The 18812-nt window shown below is 41.3% G+C and carries 14 protein-coding genes and 2 pseudogenes; 8 read left to right on the top strand and 8 right to left on the bottom strand.

The annotated features are described in order from the left end of the window. From P20480_RS18635 to P20480_RS03785, 4 genes and pseudogenes are all read right to left on the bottom strand, one after another. Positions 1-2412, bottom strand: a 2412-nt coding sequence (locus P20480_RS18635) for a TolB family protein (RefSeq protein WP_033025777.1), incomplete at its 3' end; no start/stop codon positions are given. 126 nt (positions 2413-2538) lie between these two features. Continuing rightward, a pseudogene (locus tag P20480_RS18630) lies at positions 2539-4097 on the bottom strand (PH domain-containing protein). Beyond that, positions 4090-4623: a PH domain-containing protein gene (locus P20480_RS03780; protein WP_008131910.1), complete on the bottom strand. Its 534-nt coding sequence runs from the start codon at positions 4621-4623 to the stop codon at positions 4090-4092. Before P20480_RS03780 ends, P20480_RS18630 begins: the two are co-directional and overlap by 8 nt. 59 nt (positions 4624-4682) lie before the next feature. Continuing rightward, complete coding sequence (locus tag P20480_RS03785; RefSeq protein ID WP_033025775.1) at positions 4683-5537, bottom strand: D-hexose-6-phosphate mutarotase; 855 nt, start codon at positions 5535-5537, stop codon at positions 4683-4685. Between the two features lie 429 nt (positions 5538-5966). Between P20480_RS03785 and P20480_RS03790 the strand changes: the two genes are divergently transcribed. The 8 genes and pseudogenes from P20480_RS03790 (at position 5967) to P20480_RS03820 (ending at position 14488) form a co-directional block, all read left to right on the top strand. Continuing rightward, positions 5967-6449 (top strand): MarR family winged helix-turn-helix transcriptional regulator, encoded by a 483-nt coding sequence (locus P20480_RS03790; protein WP_008131907.1) that lies wholly within the window; start codon positions 5967-5969, stop codon positions 6447-6449. Between the two features lie 106 nt (positions 6450-6555). Next, positions 6556-7869, top strand: a pseudogene (locus P20480_RS18625) (porin). Positions 7870-8001: 132 nt separating this feature from the next. Continuing rightward, positions 8002-8397: a YbaN family protein gene (locus P20480_RS03795; protein WP_033025773.1), complete on the top strand. Its 396-nt coding sequence runs from the start codon at positions 8002-8004 to the stop codon at positions 8395-8397. A 147-nt stretch (positions 8398-8544) separates the two neighbouring features. Then, positions 8545-9177 carry a PepSY-associated TM helix domain-containing protein gene (locus tag P20480_RS03800; RefSeq protein WP_008131902.1) on the top strand — a complete coding sequence of 211 codons (633 nt, stop codon included), beginning with the start codon at positions 8545-8547 and terminating at the stop codon, positions 9175-9177. Beyond that, a complete protein-coding gene (locus tag P20480_RS03805; protein ID WP_008131901.1) occupies positions 9177-9686 on the top strand; it encodes a DUF2271 domain-containing protein in 510 nt (169 codons plus the stop codon). Before P20480_RS03800 ends, P20480_RS03805 begins: the two co-directional genes overlap by 1 nt. 35 nt (positions 9687-9721) lie before the next feature. After that, a complete protein-coding gene (locus P20480_RS03810; RefSeq protein WP_008131900.1) occupies positions 9722-10567 on the top strand; it encodes a DUF4198 domain-containing protein in 846 nt (281 codons plus the stop codon). Between the two features lie 290 nt (positions 10568-10857). Then, positions 10858-13389, top strand: a complete 2532-nt coding sequence (locus tag P20480_RS03815) for a TonB-dependent receptor plug domain-containing protein (protein ID WP_008131899.1) — start codon at positions 10858-10860, stop codon at positions 13387-13389. Positions 13390-13594: 205 nt separating this feature from the next. Beyond that, positions 13595-14488: a DUF4097 family beta strand repeat-containing protein gene (locus P20480_RS03820; protein WP_008131898.1), complete on the top strand. Its 894-nt coding sequence runs from the start codon at positions 13595-13597 to the stop codon at positions 14486-14488. An 82-nt stretch (positions 14489-14570) separates the two neighbouring features. Here the strand turns inward: P20480_RS03820 and P20480_RS03825 are convergent, their stop codons facing one another. The 4 genes from P20480_RS03825 to P20480_RS03830 are packed head-to-tail and all read right to left on the bottom strand — an operon-like array spanning position 14571 to position 18777. Next, positions 14571-15680, bottom strand: a complete 1110-nt coding sequence (locus tag P20480_RS03825) for a lipocalin-like domain-containing protein (protein WP_008131897.1) — start codon at positions 15678-15680, stop codon at positions 14571-14573. Between the two features lie 7 nt (positions 15681-15687). Beyond that, positions 15688-16413: an FtsX-like permease family protein gene (locus P20480_RS19940; RefSeq protein ID WP_008131896.1), complete on the bottom strand. Its 726-nt coding sequence runs from the start codon at positions 16411-16413 to the stop codon at positions 15688-15690. Further along, entirely contained in the window at positions 16413-18128 is a 1716-nt protein-coding gene (locus P20480_RS18620; RefSeq protein ID WP_008131894.1) for an ABC transporter permease family protein, read from the bottom strand. The genes P20480_RS19940 and P20480_RS18620 overlap by 1 nt, the downstream gene beginning before the upstream one ends. Next, positions 18121-18777, bottom strand: a complete 657-nt coding sequence (locus tag P20480_RS03830) for an ABC transporter ATP-binding protein (protein WP_008131893.1) — start codon at positions 18775-18777, stop codon at positions 18121-18123. The genes P20480_RS18620 and P20480_RS03830 overlap by 8 nt, the downstream gene beginning before the upstream one ends. Positions 18778-18812 lie beyond the last annotated feature (35 nt).

The following is an 18812-nucleotide window of genomic DNA, read 5'->3' as shown; positions in this document are numbered from 1 at the left end:
TACGCTCGCATCGAGATCATAACCTTGCCAATTGTTTTCACCTTTACCTTCGTACCAACGAGCATTAACACGCTGTCCTATAGCAAACGTTTGGCGGTCATATTGCCAACGTTGAGCAAAACCGACACGCGTCCAACGAGTATGGCTTTGCTTGTAATCAGTATAGTTATAAGCAAGCTCAGGGGTTAAGCTTAATTGGCCAAACTTAAGTGGATAACTCATTGCTACAAACCCACCAAGAGCATCTATTTCGTTATTTAAATTGCTTGGGCTTAAAGCTTGATATTGGCGTGAGGTATCTAAGTTGTAGTCATACAAAGCGAGTTTAAACTTAACATCAAGCGCATTGTATTTAGCGTTTACAAACCCGCCATGTAATGCATCATCGTTTAAGTCAATGCTATAACCGGCTTGCAGGTCTAGCTGCTTTAATAAATCACTGCTTTTAATACCCATACTTAATAAGCTGGTCGATGCTGAAAAATACTGAGAGCCCAACGCAAAGGTTGCGTGCTGATCGAGTACCGCATAATCGCGCTGTTCGCCAACTTCTTGCGTGTATACTTTAGCCTCTGGCAACGTGTGCTCATTAACCATTAATAGCGGGGCTTTGCTATTAGCAGCTAAATCGGTCACCGTCGTTTTAATACTGGTATTCGCTAGGCTTTTTACATCAGGGCCGTCGGCATTAATCGATAAATAAAGCAGCGTTTCATCTTGCATTTCAATGGGGTGGGCAACCGCTTCTTGCCCATGTGTTAAACGCTTTAGGGTATTACTGGCTATATGGTAATTATAAATATCAGTCGTTTTATTTAATCCCGCAACAAAATAGATTGATTCGCCATTGTCACTAAAGCTAGGTTGAGTTAAATATTGATACCCGTTTGGCATAGGTACAGGCCGGCTAATACCACCATCAACATCTTGTATATACATTTGCCAGTTTTCGTTTAAAGAAGCTGATAAATAAACTAATTTTTTATTATCGGGGCTAAGCGTGGGGTAATCGTATGCAGTATTTAAGCTTTTTTTGAACAACGGCGTTATGGTGCCGGTGCTGATATCAACTTTTACTAATTCAGAATAGCCATCACGTATTTGCTCTGCATACACTGCTTTACCGTCGCTTGTTGCATTAAAGCGTCTTAGCCCTGCAAACTCGGTTAGCTTTTCTACGTTGCCGGTTTCAATGTTATAGCTAAATATATCAGACACCCGATTATAAATGCCCGACTCTTCAGTACTATAAGCATTAAAATACAGTGTCGTGCTATTTACCCATTGCGGGTTGGCTATACCTGCCCGATTTATTTGATTAAGCACTTGCTTTTGTTCACGCTTAAACACGCTCGGTGGCGAATCTGGTATATCGAGTGGGTCTTGCTTAATTAACTCATTTTGTGCCTTTTCAAAGCTCTCCATCGCTTTGGTGTTATCTTCGGTGCTATAAATAACGAGCTTAGTATTACGCTTGGCATCACGCTCTACTATTGCAAGCTTGCTGCCATCATGTGAAAGTGCTGGATTGCTTGCGTATAAATCAAGCTCTAGCCATAGCTCACTATCAAGTGGTTGCTCTCCTTGCTCTTGCTGCATGGCATTATACGTATATTCAGCAATAAAACGGCGATATAGCTTCGCTGCGCTTTGGCCAAACACACCTTCAAATGCTTCATCAAAATCACGCGACTTAACTGCCTGCATTCGGGTCCATACACTATCAAGTATTTGCTCAGAAAATGTTTGCTCTAGCCAATATAAAAACCGACTGCCCATCAAATAGGCCATAGAGCCACCCATAAAACCATTATCACTATTCAATTGCCCATAGGTTGGTAGCGCACCTTGTTGAGCAAATTCACGTAATATCGACTCAGAGTAATTATCAAATAAGCGCCCTCGTCCGGTCATTTTAGATTCAATTAACGTTGCATACCCTTCAGCAACCCAGCGCGGCGTATCACTGTAGGTTAAATCGTAAATATCCCACAAACCGCGCACTTTTTGCTGCCAGTGGTTGCGTGTAGGCTGGGCCAAATGCACTAAATGAATGTATTCGTGCAACACCAGTAACTGCTGCCAACCAGAACTGTTTGAAATCACCGTATCAGACTGCGGCGGGGTAGTAAAAAGTGCCATTACTGGGTTGCTTGATGTAGGCAAGGCAAACCCGTTCGCCGCATTTAAGGGGTCAAACACGATAACATCGACTATTTCATCGAGTGCACGATTTTGTTGTTCAAGCACTTTCGTGCGAACTATTTCAAGTTCAACCGCGGTCGATTTAGCAAAATCAATATGCTCAATGCTGTAGTGCACATTAAAATGCTCGGTATGAATGGTTTGCCAATCCGCAGCGAACGCGGGGGCAGCGAGCAACAAAGCTGAGGCAATGAGTGACTTTTTCACAATAATCCCTTAAGTAGCATTTTCAATAATGCTTAGAGTATTATTAAACTCACTGAGTTTGCAGTAAAAAAGTGTAATAAAGCATGTGCAAATGTGTTTTCGCACATACTTTATTGTTTGCAGAAATTACATCCAACTACGAGTGTCTGACTCAGCCTGTTTAAGCGTAAAATCAATCACAAAATCAGCGTCTTGCTCTTTTATGTATGGCATAAACGCAAAGCCATGAGCAAGTTGTATATACAGGCTTTTCAATCCTGATCTTCGCATTAAATAGGTACTTTCGCTGCTAGCACTTTGTACTTTATATAGTTCAAACACGCGATAATGTACGCCAATCATGCCTTTACGTACAACCATGTAAAATCGGCCATCATCTTCATGTAAATAGTAACCATAACGTTGATACGACAAGGTAACTAAGCCAGCAAATACAGTAAGCACACCCACGCTGATAAAGTAATTAAACTCATTAAAATAACAAAACACAGCCACAAGTAAGCTAGGTAACAATGCATACAAGACTAAGTTTTTATACCAAAGTGCTCGCTCTGCCTGCTTAAATGCCAGTGCGCTGTTGTTAAACCACGGGTAAATCCACTGGCATACGCTGTTTACTTGCTCGTTATTTAATACAGGTAAAACTAAGGTTTGTTTATTTTTTTAGCGGCCATACCCGCCATTGCACCACCGCTACTCGCTTGCAAAAATTCAACGGTAAAGCGCTTAAGTAACCGGGCAATAATATTTTGCTTAATGACAATCGACTGCACTTTATCTAAGCTCATAGATAACTGGTGGCGCTCTAATAAACCGGCAATGCGTTTAAACTTTTTACCTTTAAAATAAAGCTGATAATTATAAAAACGAATCAGCGACATTCCCACCGAAAGCAAAACGGCAATAAGTACCACAAGTACAAACATTGTGAATATAGCAAATAACGCTGCACTGGCTACAAGTCCAAGTTCTTGCTCGTAAAAGCCTTCTACTTTTGTGATTAATTGCTTTTCAAGCACATCGGCTACCACATTTATGAGTGGTGCAATGGCTGCTAGCGCTAAAATAGCCATGTTTGACATTAAACCAAACTTGGCTATTTCTTTGTTAGAAATAAACAAACTACTTTGCTCAGTAGCCTCGTCTGTTTCTACTTCACTGTCTGGCTCAAGCTGCTGTTGGGCCTTGTAAGCAAATATTTGCTTTCGCATTTGCTCTGCGTAACCTTGGGTTACGCCCGGCAATACAGCTTCTTGAGCCGCGCTACCTGCCGCATCAAAAATACAATTAACCAGCGTTACTGGTTTAAAGTAAAAAGGCTCAGCAATATTTACATTTTGTACTCGCTCAAATTTAAGCGTTAAACGTTCTTTTTTAAAAACGCCTTTATTGAGTAGTATTTCGTTATCGCTTGAAATACAAAACCTAAAGTTTCTGTAATATAAAACCGAGTATAAAAGCAAAGCACTTACAGCCACTGCTGCTGCAATTTGCCCCCAGAAGAGTTTGTTTTCTACTTGTGTAACAAATACAAAACCAAGCGGTAATAGGTTAAATATGCCGTCGCGCACAAAACGCACACCAAAATGGACAACAAAATACACAAGTGCCCAAGGCGATACCTTTTGCCACAATGGCGCCTGGCCAGCATCCGTTTGTGTGGTATGAGGTGTAAAATCACTCATCGGCTGGTACAGCCTGAGTAGACGTTTGTTCTTGGCGGTAATCTTGAACAAACTGGCGCATATTTTTACAATCCGTGTGTGTAAGCCCGCTTACCTGCAAATCGGCACTCATACCACCGGCGCTATACAATTTTAAACTGGCTAAACCCAGTTTTCGCTCAATGGGGCCACGGTGTATTTCAATGTGCTGCACGCGCGCTAGCGGTAAAATAGTAACCCGCTGCCAAATAATTCCTTTTTTAAACGCAATGTCGTGCTGACGCATAGCCACACCTTGCAATTTAATACTCGCAACGCTGTAAAGCATAGAAGCGAGAATTAAAATAGGCATACCAATTAATAAGTACGTTTGCGCGTTATTCGCAAAATTTTCGTTGAAGTAACAAATTGCGGCTAATATTGCGCTAAAGGGAATATAAAACACTAACCAGTTAAGTTGTGCATGCAGCAGCGCTTTATCGGCAAGCGCTTTAAATTCAATGTTTTTATGCTGTGGTAAATCCGTTATTTGCTGATTGTTAAACACACTATTTCCTATACTGTTTTTATTATTTTATTCGTACACAAAGCCTAATTAGGCATCCCTTATTTTACCCATTCTATAGATGTTACCAACGTGTGGCTTTGCTGTGGTGCAAGGGTAACAGCATCATCTAATACATTGGCGGCTTCTAGGCATAACATGGTTTTGTATTCATCGTCAGCAAAATTAGACAAGCGCTTTGATTTTTCAATCCACGGATTCCAAAGCACACACGAACTAGAGTTTGCTCGCCCAACTTTAATAACTCCCTCGGGGGTATTTATGTATTGAATAGGTGCGGCTTGGGTATAAACCATGTCGGTTTCACGTTCAAATCCAACAACCGCTTGTTGCGTAAAAGGTCCTTCAGCAAATTCAATATATTGCGCGCCTTGTAAGCCGTCAACATGTGTATTAGTAATATCTGACGTTGGAAAATATGTATGCAACGCTTGTGTATAGCTAAACGCCGTATCGCCTAAGTTTGTTGTGGTTAGTCTCACCTCAAGCGAATCACTTAAAACAAATTCCACCTTCAATGCCGACTGATGCGGCCAATATTCAGCGTTCACCAACTTCATGGGTAGTTTTAAGCTCACAGTAATACATTCCTCAGTTTCATTAACCTCATCAGCTTGCCACAAGCTGGTTCGGGCAAAACCATGTGCAGGCCAACCACCGTTAGCATGTGTCCCAAACCAAGGCCAACAAATAGGAATACCACCGCGAATACTCATGCCTTCTGAGAACGTTTCATTACCCGACACCCAAATAAGAGGTTGCTTACCTTTAGGTGTAAATTGCGTAATTTGACCACCTTGCAAAAATATTTTTGCATCGCACAAATCACTTTCAATATTAATAAATTCAAGACCGGTTTCGGTGTGTTCAATGCTCACTGATGGCGATAATTTCATGCCTTTCCCTTTAATATTAATAATCACAACGTTCAATACTCTTACATATAACGTAAAGTATAAACCAAGCAAATAAGTTTTTGCTTATTCAGACAATCATTGTGAGCATATTGATAGTTGTATATCATGCACTTACTTAATCTATACTTTAACTAATTACACACTAAACGCATAAAATGAATTGTAAAAAAGCAATTTGAGCCGTGTATTTAATAGTTCAAACGTAGCTAAAATGCTTAACTAAGCACTCCCACCTATTAAAAAACCCTTAATTAAAGGGGTATTGCTTTAAGGTAAATTAGTTTCTACTCTAATTAATAAAAACGAGTAACAGCAGTAAAAAATTAAATTTTTAATTTGAATTCAATTTATTTGATGTGTAACATTTCGCGATTATGGCAAAGCATCGCTTTTCGACGAGATAAACACATGCAAAAATATGACGAGTTATTGGTATCTTTACGTAAAGTGATCCGAGCGATTGATTTACACTCAAAGCAACTTAATAAAACAGCCGGCTTAACTGGCCCACAACTGCTTATAATGCACGAAGTGTCTCAAACTGATGGCATCACTGCTAGCCGCATTGCGCAAAATGTAAATTTAAGCCCAGCGACCGTAACTAATATTCTCGACAGAATTGAAAGCAGAGATCTGGTCACACGCGTTCGAAGCCAAATGGATAAACGTCGAGTGAGCTTACACCTCACCGAAAAAGGGAAAGAATTACTACTTAAAGCCCCTCAACCATTACAAGAACACTTCATAGAAAAGTTTTCTGGTCTGGCTGAATGGGAGCAGTCTTTATTACTTTCATCTATGCAGCGTATTGCAGCCATGATGGATGCAGATAAATTAGATGCATCTCCTTTGCTTGAAGTGGGCGCACTTACACAAGCGCCTAAAGAATAAAAAACGAACAATAAAAAATATAATGGTTTTGTACTAAGCTCTTAACCCAATGTGTTATTAATATCTTGGGTTTTTATTTTTAACCAAACGAAAAGAAGCAGCTAATATGACCAAACTCTCAAAATTATCGCTCGCATTTATTTTAGGTAGTGTTTCGAGTACTTCTTACGCCACCGATATCGACACGCTTCAAAGTCAATTAAAACAACTACAGCAGCAAATGAAGCTGCTTGAACAAAAACTAGTTGAAGAAAAATCTAAACAGCAAAAAATTAACGAAAAACACCAAGAGCAAGTTGCACTTATCGAGAAAAAAGCTGACCAAAACGTTGTGGTGGCAGAAGCTCCGAAAGAAAAAAGCAGCGGCATAAAGGTCGGCGGTGCTATTCGTACAAACTTTAGTTATGCATCGTATGATGACGATAACGAAGACCGCGGCGGCGACTTCGATTTTGACGTTTTTAGACTTAATTTTTCTGGTGATGTAGGCGACGTTATTCTTAACGCAGAAATTCGCTTTTTGATTACATGACCGCAAGTAAAATATGCTTATGCAGCGTACGATTTTGCAGACGATTGGCAAGTACAAGCAGGTATCACCAAAGTACCCTTTGGTAACTGGCCTTATAATTCTCACAACTGGTTTTTTAACACCACCTATTACATCGGTTTAGAAGATGATCACGATTTAGGCATCATGTTTAAACGTAAAATTGCAGATAACTGGCAATTAGATCTTGGCTTTTTCAAAAACGATGAGCTTGGTGGCGTAGATGGCTACGTTGACAACCGCAGCGATCGCTATTCATACGATGTAGTTGGCGTAAGAGCCCCAGAAGACGGCATTTACGCAGAACCTGTAACCCAAATAGGCGAATACAATACGTTTTCGGGCCGTTACGGTTACCATTTTGAACATGACGGCGGCACAACCGAGTTAGGTTTTTCTGCGTTATCTGGCGGGTTACATGACGGTAATGACCGCGCGGGCGACTATTATGCATGGGCTATGCACCTAAATAGCAATATTGATGCATGGAACTTTCAACTTCAACATGGTGAATACAACTACGACATAGATAATATTGATCGTATGGCCGTAGGTGCTTACTCGTTTTACGACAGTATTGCCGCAGAAGCAACCATGACCAATGCAAACATCGCTTACAGCATGCCAGTTGAGTGGGGCCCCGTGACAGGCCTACAGTTTTATAACGATTACGGGATTATCTACGATAAATCTGACAACAGCGCAGATACGTGGATGAACGTAACGGGTGTTTCTGTAGCCGCTGGCGGCTTGTTTACCTACTTTGATTTTGTACATGCTAAAAACCAACCTTTCGTTGGTGGATCGATTGCCGGTGACAGCAGCGAAACAGAAAAACGCTTTAATATAAACATTGGTTATTATTTTTAATAACTACTGTTTAGTCTACAAAAAAGGGCATACTGGGTATGTCCTTTTTTATTGGAATAGCGTTTTAGCTTTATAATAAATGTAAAATTGGCCTACACTTTAAATTAGTCGCCACTCACTATAGCGTCGTCAATGAATATAAAATCGTCACTTATCTGTTATAAAAATGTAGGGTTAAAAATGCTAGGCTTAACCTTAGTGGCGCTAGGCATTGTAGGCATTATGCTTCCGGTCATGCCCACGACTATTATTTTTATTTTGGCGCTCACTTGTTTTACTCACTCATCACCTGCACTTGCAAATTGGTTACTTAATCACCCTCGCTATGGTGTTACCTTGCAGCAATGGCAAGCTCACAAAGTGGTACCAACTAAAGCTAAGTACTTTGCCGCTATTGGTATGCTTACTGGCTTTATACTTTTACTTAACTCAACAGCACCTAATTGGGTTGTATACCTTGTAGCAGCAATAGAAATTGCGGTTATGATTTACCTTATTTTAAGACCCTCACAACCCCCTCAGCACTAAACCTCGTTTAAACGCACTAACTAGCTTAAAAATTATTTAGCCAGAATTCAGGGTTTTTAAAATATTAATGTAAAGTTACGTAAGTAAATTTGTAATAAGTAATGCAAATCATTATCATGTGATAAATTTTATTACATTAAATTATTTATGTCGTTTATTAATAAGCGAGCTTTGTACAGTACAAGCCGTGCCCTACATATTTACATTTCTACCGCTTTGTTTTTTTTACTCATTCTATTTTGTGTTAGTGGTATTGTACTTAACCATGTTGACTGGCTTAAAAACGATAAAAGTAACGGGCACGTCACTGCAACTATTCCAGCTGAGCTTGTAACCAAAGCCAACGCACAGCTAAATACACTGCCTTCGCTGTACCCAGAAATAGAAGCCTATCTAGCTACACAATACTCACTCACCAAGGTAAAAAGTATTGAATGGGAGAAAGAAGACGCACTTGTCATGCTCGACTACCCCCTTCCGGCCGGTTTTGCTTACGCTGAGCTTGACTTTGCAACTGGCGAGCTAAACCTCGATTACCAAACAGGCGGCTTTTTAAGCCTTATTGGCGATTTACATAAAGGTCGACATAGCGGTGCAGTGTGGAGCTGGGTAATTGATATTTCAGCGGTGTTGATGATTATTTTTGCCATCACCGGCATGATTATTTTGTTTCAAAACAGAAAAAAACGCTTAGCAGGTATATGGATAACCGTTTTAGGCATCGCAACGCCATTGGTTATTTATTTATGCTGGGTACCACAAATTAAAGGAGTGTCTTAATGTTAAAAGTTAGTACTGTATTTAGCGCAGCATTATTAATGGTTGCAGCGTTATTTCAAACAACGGCTCAGGCACAAGCGCCACAGCTAGAAATTGAACTCACCCTACCCGATCTTGACGTACAACCTTACCACCGGCCGTACGTTGCCGTATGGCTAGAAACACCAGAGCGCAAACACGTAACAACGCTTGCACTTTGGGTTCAAAAAGCCGAGTGGTTTAAAGACTTACGCCAATGGTGGCGTAAAGCAGGTAAAACCAATATTAACTTTGACGGTATAAGTGGCGCCACTAAGCGCGCTGGTACTTATACAATTGATTGGCAAGGTAAAGATTTAGACGGCAACGCCGTAGCACCTGGTAAATACCTGTTAAATATTGAAGTTGTTCGTGAAGAAGGAGGCCGTGATTACAAACGCCTCGAACTCGATTTAACAAAGCCAGGTAAAATTACCATCGATGGTAAAAAAGAGTTTTCAACCAGTTTTGTTACCGTAAACGCTAAGTAGTAGCTATTTATAATTCGAATTTAAAGGACAGAAAAATGAAAATTAATTTATTAAAAACAGCATTAATTGGCGCACTTAGCTTATCAGCGCTGGTATCTACATCAGCCAGCGCACATGGCCGTTGGTTATTACCATCACACACCTCACTTTCTGGCGATAAAGCGCATTATGTAATGATTGATGCGAGTATTTCTAACGAAATGTTTGCCCCCGACAAAGCCTTTAAGCCAAAAGAGAAAGACGCTCAATGGGACGACACATTACTCATGGCGCTTATGCCAAACGGCGAGCCGGTTAGCGACACTATTCGTGCTTATTACTTAAAACGCAAAAGCTCAGCCGCAGTTAGTTTAACTGAACAGGGCACCTACCACATTGCAATGACACAAAAGCCAATGTACATGACCTTTTATAAAGATGAAGAAGGTAAACGCAAACGTGTATTTGGCAAAAAAACAGACGCTAAATTACCTAGCAATGCTCAAGGCGTACGCACCACTAAAGTGATTTCAACGGTAGACACCTTTGTAAGCCGTAACGGTACATCTAAGCCTGCATTATTAGGTTTAGGCCTTGAACTAAGTGGCCCAACCCATCCAAACGATTTATTTGTAGGCGAGCAAGCGCGTTTTCAATTACTACAAGACGGGAAGCCTGCAGGCGAAGGTATTGAAGTAAATATTTTAAGAGGCGACACTCGCTACCGTAACGAGCGTGGCGAAGTAAAAGTAACCACCGATAAAAACGGCTTCTTTACAACAACATGGAACGCACCGGGTATCTATTTAATTGAAACCGCCACTGAAGTTGATGTAAATGAAGAGGGCGTAGACTCAGGTCGTTATGCATTATTTACAACACTTGAAGTTGCGCCTGAGTAATTTTTTAGGCATTTATTTAAACGTATTTTCTAAGCCAAGTTTTTAACTTGGCTTTTTTATGCTTATCACTTTTTTCAATCTCTCTTTTACTTTTATTGATTTCTCAACCATTCGCCACAAGATTACAACAGTAACGATCTAACCGTCTGTAACGTACGTAAACAGTGGCCTTACTTATTAAAAACGTGAATAACATAGATGGTTTTTATCTTTGCACGTAGTTGAGCGCTTCTATATGATTCGCTCCTTTTTCAAACTCACCAAAACAACGACGTTCTTAAGGAACATAAATGACTTTTAAGCGTTTATCAGCCAATAAATTAGCACTTAGCCTGGCCGTAACCTCTGCACTTGGCGGCTCTTTTGTTACAGCTAATGCAGCAGAGCAAGATACTCAGGCACAAGAGAATATCGAAGTAATCTCAGTAACAGGTACTCGCCGTAGTTTGCGAAGTATTGCTGAAAGCTCAGTGCCAGTAGATATTATTACTAGCAGCGACATGGCAAGCACAGGCCAACTTGAGATTAGCCAAGTTCTTGCCAACCAAGTGCCTAGCTTTAACTTTCCAAGTGCCACTTTAGGTGATGGAACAGACCACGCAAAACCTGCTGTACTGCGAGGCCTAGCGCCCGATCACACTTTAGTGCTTATCAATGGTAAACGCCGTCACTCTGGCGCGCTTTTAAACTTAGCAGGTGTTGTAGGTAGAGGATCTACTGCGGTAGATTTAAACATGATCCCTACATCAGCCATTAAGCGCGTAGAAGTACTTCGCGATGGCGCTGCAGCGCAATACGGCTCTGATGCCATTGCTGGAGTGATTAATATTGTTTTAAAGGATGCCTCTGAAGGCGGCAGTGTAAGCGTAACCTATGGTGAATACGATACACAAATGGCGGGCGCACCGAACTTAGAAAGCACCTATGCAGATGCAAACGGCGACCTTGCATTTAACCTAGGTGATGACCGCGAAATTAGCGATGGCGCAACACGCACTATTAGCGCTAACTCTGGATTTGCATTATCAGACAGCGGCTTTGTAAACGTATCGATTGAATACCGCGATAACAGCCCAACACAACGCTCTGGTTTTGACCCTCGCGAGCAATATAGCCGCCTTGACGATGGCAGCCTAGACCCGCGCGAATTTACTATTGACCGTTACAACCATCGTTTTGGTAAAGCTGACCTTGAAGATTACGCTTTATTTTACAATATGGGTTACGAGCTAGATAACAGCCTAAACCTGTATTCATTTGGTAGCTACTCAAAACGAGAAGGTAACTCAGGTGGCTTTTACCGCCGTGCGCAAGACAGCCGTAACGTATTAGCACTTTACCCAGATGGCTTTTTACCGCAAATTGAAACCGATGTTGAAGACTACTCATTTGCCCTAGGTCTAGAAGGTGAAACGGGCGACTGGACATGGGATGTAAGTACCAACTATGGCCGCAACGACTTTGCATTTGGCGTTGTAAATAGCTTAAATACGTCTTTGGGTGCCACCAGCCCCACCGAATTTGATAACGGCGCACTAGTTTATGACCAATTTATAGTCAATGGTGATGCAAGCACAACCCTTGATTTAGGATTACCTGACGACGTATTTTTTACTCTAGGTGCTGAATACCGCCACGAAAGCTATAAAATAGAACAGGGTGAAGAAGCCTCTTACATTACTGCACTTGATAGCAATGGCAACCCAATTGCTGCCGGTGGCGCACAGGTACTTTCGGGTTTTGGTCCAGAAAGCGTAACCGATGAAAGCCGCCATAACGTTGCACTATTTGTTGAGTTTGACACCTACCTAACCGAAAACTGGAACATGGTTTTAGCAAGCCGCTACGAAGATTACAGCGACTTTGGCAACACCTTTACCTCAAAACTTGCAACACGTTACAGCGTAAACGAAAACTTATCGCTACGTGGGGCAATTAGCACAGGTTTCCGTGCACCATCGCTTGCACAAAGCTCGTATCGCCAAATTTCAACCGTACTTGAAAACAACCAAGCGTTTGAAGTAGGCCTATTCCCAACAGATGCACCCGCAGCGCAAGCCCTTGGCGCAAAACAGTTAGACGCTGAAGACTCAGTTAATTTAACTGCTGGCTTTGTATACACCCAAGGTAACTTTAGCTTAACGGTTGACGCCTACCGTATTGATATTGATGACCGTATTGTGCTCTCTGAAAATTTGAGCGGTGCCGCAGTACAACAAATTTTAACGGATGCTGGTGAGTTAAATACCGAAAGCGTACGCTACTTTACTAACGCAATCGACTCGCGCACGCAAGGCGTAGACATTGTTGCAACTTACCTACTTCAGTTAGATAACTTTGGCGATGTGCGCTTAAACGCAGCGGCTAACTTTAACGACACCGAAGTGACACACGTTGACGATAATCCTGAACAACTAAACTCTTTAGGTGACGACTACGTTGTATTTGCACGCCGTGAAGTAGGTCGTTTTGAAGAAGGCACACCAGACAACAAACTGAATCTGTCGGCCGTGTGGAACTTTAACGAATGGCAAACAACGTTACGTTCAACACGTTACGGTGAAGTTGCTGATATTTCCACAACAAGCGATCGCGATGAATACCTAGACGCTAAATGGATAACCGATTTAGAAGTGGCATATCGTCCTAATGACGAATGGAAATTTGCACTGGGTGCCAATAACTTATTTGACCAATACCCGCAAGCTACGGTCGATAACATTGGTTACTCTACCTTTAGCCAAATATTCCCGTACACACCCTATACACCGTACAGTTTAGATGGCCGCTTTTTATACGGTAACATTACTTATAGCTTTTAATTTGTATAATTAAAACCAGTCGTTAAAACAAAAAGGATGCGCTATGCATCCTTTTTATTAATAGTTAGTAATTTTAACCACTAATTAGTCTTTTAATTTTTAGCAAAAAATCAAATTCATTATAAAACAAACACTTAAATTTAGGCCCCATTATTGCTCTAGTCTTGTTATATTAACAAATAACGTCACATTAAAAGGACTAACCATGAGCTCATCAACTGTATCTACCATTGCTAAACCACTTTCGCTAATTAGCGGTATTTTATTATTAAGTGGCTGCGTGTTTCATATTTCGCCAAGCGTTGCATCGGTAAAACAAACACAACAACTTACATTACCTAGCAATAACCTTGAATATCTAGACGTATTAAGCGGCGCAGGTTCACTTAAAATAATGGGCTCATCAACAGCAACCAGTATTAATGTTGACGCCACTATTTACACAGCCGATATTGACGACGAATACGAACTCACACTCGATCAGAGTGGAACCAAAGCAAAGCTTGTTGCCCAAAATACAAGTAATAATGGAATTAGCTTTTACAGCGGTCAATCGCCAAGCATTAATTTAGTGGTCACCGTCCCTAACAACCTTAAGCTAGATATTGATGATGGCTCGGGCGATATAACTATTAACGCCATGACAAATAATATTGATGTAAAAGATGGCTCAGGCAGCTTATCAATCAATGGCGCTAAAAATTTAAACATAGACGATGGCTCGGGTGATATTTCGCTTCAAAGCATTACCGGCAACCTAGAGCTTAACGATGGCTCAGGTAGCATTACTATTAATAACGTGAATGGCAATGCAAATATTGATGATGGATCAGGCGATATGAGTGTAAGCAATGTACGTGGTACATTAACCGTTGAAGACGGTTCGGGCAGCATAGCAATACAACATATTAATGGCGCTGTAGACGTTGAAGATAACTCGGGCGACTTAACCATTGAGCATGTTGATGCAAACGTTACCATCGAAGATGGTTCGGGCAGTATTCGTGTTAATCATGCAAAATCATTGACTATTACTGAAGCAGGCTCGGGCGATGTAAGCATTGATAATATTAACGGCCCTGTAAAATACAACCAATAAGATCAGGTGTATCAAGCTTTAAATAATAAAATGCACTTAGCATGGGCTTAAGTGCATTTCTTTTTAAAAACTTTATAACCCACTAATAGCCAACTAACTCTGCATAACCTTTACCTTTAAAACCACCTTGGGTTTTAATTCGCCCCTCCCAGTAGGGAATACTCAATTGATTACGTGAATCGGGGTTACGCGCTTCAATGGTTATAGGCTCAAACCCCTCAACATTAAGCTGCCATTTAATAGGGTAGGATTTATTACTTGGCGTTGTTTGCGCCGTTTGGGTTGTAAGCTCAGATGTTTTTAATACCTGTAAGGTCACGTCATTATTTGCAATAGCGCGCACAACCCCACCGGAAGTAATGTGCGATGCACTGCAGTAATCATAACTTTGCTTGCCATTACGAATACAAAATGCCATCAAACCACCCTGCTTTTTATCATCAGCCTGAATGCTAAACCAGTCCCACCCATTTTGGCTCGGATCAATTAACGCCGAAGACCACTCTCTGTCTAACCAAGCATCTCCGGTTACTTGATACGTTTCACCCGCAAATGTAATGTTGCCTTTGGCTTGTAAAAACGGATAACTGTAATAATAAGAGGCATGCCCCTGATGCGTTTTTTGGCTGTAACCTTGCTCGCCATGTTTTACAAGTGGGCTATTAGCCAGCACCAAATTAGCGCTGTAATTTTCCTGCTGCGCCTTCAAGTTAAGCGGTAAAAATGCTGCCTCTTTACTTGCTAACTGCCAATCATCTAAGCGAGCCTCAAATGGCTGCGCAGTAATATTAACTTGCCCCGAGCGACCATACTTTTCAAACGCATGGTGCTGGGTATCTGATTGTATTGCAAAGTGAGCAAAATACAGCTGCCCGTTCCACCATGGCGACGTTTCAGTTGCAGTGTTTTGATCATCAACAGAGAGCCTAAATAAAGTCCATTGCACACCAAAGGTGTCGCCATTATCGGCCTTTAAATTAGCAGTAACATACCACCATTCAATACCTTGCTGATGATGCGCCCCATGGTCGCGTGGAAAGCTCAGCCCTTGGTGTTTATTTACAGGTTCACCAAATTGCTGTGCAAATCCGCTATGCATTGGTTTATTTTTACTTAATTGCTCTACTTCTGGCTGGCACGCGCTTAATGTGCCAATAAAAACAAAGATAACGGCTGCTTTTAGTCTATTCATGTAAGTCCTATAACTTGGCGACATTATCGGCAACTGCGCTTCGCGTTAATTTTATTAGCGGTAACGCACTCACAAATAAGGCTAAAATAAATATAAGCACAGTAAAACCACCTAATTGCAGCCAATTAACGGTCATGGCCATGGTCCAACCAAAGGCAATTGGCATTACGTAAGTTAATAATACCCACCCAAGGCAAAGTCCCAAAGGTATAGCCAATAACAAGGTGGTTAAAATAATAAGCGCGGCTTGCAATATTTTTGCACCCAATAATTGCAGTTGAGTCACACCCAACGTTTGTAATACCGCCATAGGCTGCAATTGCCCCCGCCCCAGGGTTAAAAAGCTCACCCACATACCAAATAATGCAATCAGCATAATAAATATATTAAGCGCCTGAGTAACATAAAAAGTTTTACCAAATAACTGCTTAGCAAAGCGCTTAAACTGCTGATTGGCAATGACTTGTTGGCTATCTAATTGGTGCTGTTTTTGAATATATTCGGCTATGGCGTCTACGTCGCTATTGGGCTTTAGCCATAGCGATAAACCATACTCGGTGTAACTTAAGCTGCTATTTACTAGCGCAGTTGTAGTGACTACCACATTTAAACCTTGCTCGCCGTAATCATAATAGGCAGCGCGTACTTGGCACGTTAGTGTATTAATATGCTGCCTTAGGGTTATTACGTCACCGACTGTAAGCGAGTACTGCAGCAAGGCGGGTTCATTCACTAAGCAACCCACAATCCCATTTTTGTTTTTTCAAATACTGTAGATGTAGGTGCTTTATTGTTTAACAAAGTAAGATGTTGGTTGTAACTGGCCGTTGCACCAAATGCCATAACATCAACAGCAACCATGGTTTTAGGTGTTTTAAGCTCACTGTTAGCTGACCAATATACGCCCACCTTTTCAACTTCTGGGAGTTCAGTCAGTTTGGTTCCTAATGCTTGAATGTTTTGGTCTGGCCTTACGTACAAATCGGCGCTTAGGCGTTTTTCAAGGTGTGTATCTAAGGTGTCGCTAAAACTGCCAACCATAATTTGCATACCTACAGCGGCACCCATCGCCATTAAAATAGCGAGTACTGAGCTCAACAATGCAGGTAATTGCACTATGCTATCGGCTTTTAACCACTGAATAATCGGGTTTTGCGTAGGCCATGGCAGCTTAAATACAGCTTTAACTATCGGTGGCGTAACCACAAAAAAGAGCAGTAGCACACAAACACACAGCAACAAGGCGCCCATTTTGGTATTTGCCGTTAGCGCTAAATAACTGGTTGCTGTAATGGCAAGTATTAACATTGGCCATTTAATACGCGCTAAAACAGTACTTAATCGAGCCGACTGGCTGGCTAAAAATCCTAACAAAACAAAAATATTAAGTGTAAAGCCACTGGCAACCATGCTGCTATCAAGGCTGACTACAAAGCTTCTATCTAGTTGGTAAAGCCCTCGAAGAGTGGCCGATACATCCATAACCAAGGCGTTTGCTAGTGCCGCGCCTAATATCGCACCTAACACAGCCGCAAACAAACTAAGTAACGTTAATTCAATAGCCAGCGCCTTAATTAACGCCGACCGCTGACACCCCAACACCCACATTTGCTGCTGTAAGTGAGCGCGCGCATTATATGCCAGCTTAATTGCGTTAAAGCTTAAAAACGCACCTACCACATAACCCAACAATGCCAGCGCTTGTAAATTAAAGAAAAACGCCTCCGATAGCGCGTCAAAAGCTTGCTCTTGCGCAGCTTCAAGGCGTGCTTGCTCGCCTAGCAACGCGTTTAACTTAGCTGCTTGTTTACTATTTAAACCACTTACTTCAAAGTAACTTATCACCCCATTTGCACGCAGTAATTTATCAGCAAGACTAATGTCCACCAGCATGGTCATGCCTAAACCTTGCAGTTCACTTACCGTTAAAGTGCGGGTGGCATCGCCCATTTTTATATTAATACGGCTGTTTTTTAAATTTAGCCGCTGCATTAATTTAGGATCGATATAAACAGTATTTAGTAGCTGTTCAAAACCGGAGTAGCTATTGTTTGCTGTTGATGCTGATGCTGATGCTGAGCTGTCGGTATTTTGTGTAAGCCATTGCAATAAATTGACACCTCTCAGTGCGAGCTTTTGCTGCTTATCGGTTTCAATTACACCTTCTAAAACGGGTTGAACCTGCGTAAAACCAGCGGCCCTAATGCGCGACCACATACTGTTGGGCAACCTGTTTTCACCTAATACAGGGCGTATAAAATGCGTCACAGGGTTTGCAATCAACGCTGTAGTTTGTTGGTAGCGCTTACCGGCCTCCAGGTTTAAACCTTGTATTGCAGTCAGTAATGCCGCACCTAAACTAAAACCAATAAAAAACAGTAATAACAGCCCTACATGGCGGCGATAAAACTGCATATACGTTATTAATATAAGTTTAAGTTCAGCCATTAATTTGGCCATCTTTTAAAAATAGTTGCGTAGTAAATTGATTAGCCAATTGCTGACTATGAGTGACCATAATTAGTATTATTTGCTCTTCTTCACACAAGCTTTTTAATAGCGTAACGATATCGAGTGAGCGAGCCGCATCAAGGTTGCCGGTCGGTTCATCAGCCAATAGTAGCTTGGGCTTATTTAATAGCGCACGGCCTATTCCTACTCGTTGCTGCTCACCACCTGATAGCTGTTCAGGCATCGCTGTAAGCTTGCCTTCTAAACCTAGCTTTTTAGCCATTGTATTTACTTCATCGTCGCTCGGCGATAACCCATTAAGCCTTGCTTGAAAGCACATGTTGTCTTTTACATTTAACGGACTGAGTAATTGGTAATGCTGAAAAATAATCCCTATTTTACGCCTATAAAGTGCAAGCTCACTGGTAGTCAATTCACTAATTTTTTGCTCATTAACCGTAATAGTTCCTGCATCAGGAGACAGTAAACCGGCTAATAAATTTAATAATGTTGTTTTGCCCGAGCCACTATCACCCAGTAAAGCAATGTGTGCAGCGGGTAAAATAGTTAACGATAAATCATTAATTATTTGTCGTTTTGTGCCACCATCTTGGCGTGTAAAAAACACATTATTTAGCGAAATCATAAAAGAAAGGTTATTCCTGTAATAAAAATACGGCC

This window comes from Pseudoalteromonas sp. BSi20480 (assembly GCF_000241365.1).
Taxonomy (GTDB): Bacteria; Pseudomonadota; Gammaproteobacteria; order Enterobacterales; family Alteromonadaceae; genus Pseudoalteromonas; species Pseudoalteromonas marina.
The sequence above is the reverse complement of the archived record's forward strand: the minus strand, read 5'-3'. Positions and strand labels throughout refer to the sequence as shown.

Coding starts and splice junctions, on each gene's coding strand:
- P20480_RS18620 (WP_008131894.1), bottom strand. CDS start 18,128: ATGGCTGAACTTAAACTTATATTAATAACGTATATGCAGTTTTATCGC.
- P20480_RS03820 (WP_008131898.1), top strand. CDS start 13,595: ATGAGCTCATCAACTGTATCTACCATTGCTAAACCACTTTCGCTAATT.
- P20480_RS03800 (WP_008131902.1), top strand. CDS start 8,545: ATGTCGTTTATTAATAAGCGAGCTTTGTACAGTACAAGCCGTGCCCTA.
- P20480_RS03795 (WP_033025773.1), top strand. CDS start 8,002: ATGAATATAAAATCGTCACTTATCTGTTATAAAAATGTAGGGTTAAAA.
- P20480_RS03805 (WP_008131901.1), top strand. CDS start 9,177: ATGTTAAAAGTTAGTACTGTATTTAGCGCAGCATTATTAATGGTTGCA.
- P20480_RS03785 (WP_033025775.1), bottom strand. CDS start 5,537: ATGAAATTATCGCCATCAGTGAGCATTGAACACACCGAAACCGGTCTT.
- P20480_RS03790 (WP_008131907.1), top strand. CDS start 5,967: ATGCAAAAATATGACGAGTTATTGGTATCTTTACGTAAAGTGATCCGA.
- P20480_RS03815 (WP_008131899.1), top strand. CDS start 10,858: ATGACTTTTAAGCGTTTATCAGCCAATAAATTAGCACTTAGCCTGGCC.
- P20480_RS03825 (WP_008131897.1), bottom strand. CDS start 15,680: ATGAATAGACTAAAAGCAGCCGTTATCTTTGTTTTTATTGGCACATTA.
- P20480_RS03810 (WP_008131900.1), top strand. CDS start 9,722: ATGAAAATTAATTTATTAAAAACAGCATTAATTGGCGCACTTAGCTTA.
- P20480_RS03830 (WP_008131893.1), bottom strand. CDS start 18,777: ATGATTTCGCTAAATAATGTGTTTTTTACACGCCAAGATGGTGGCACA.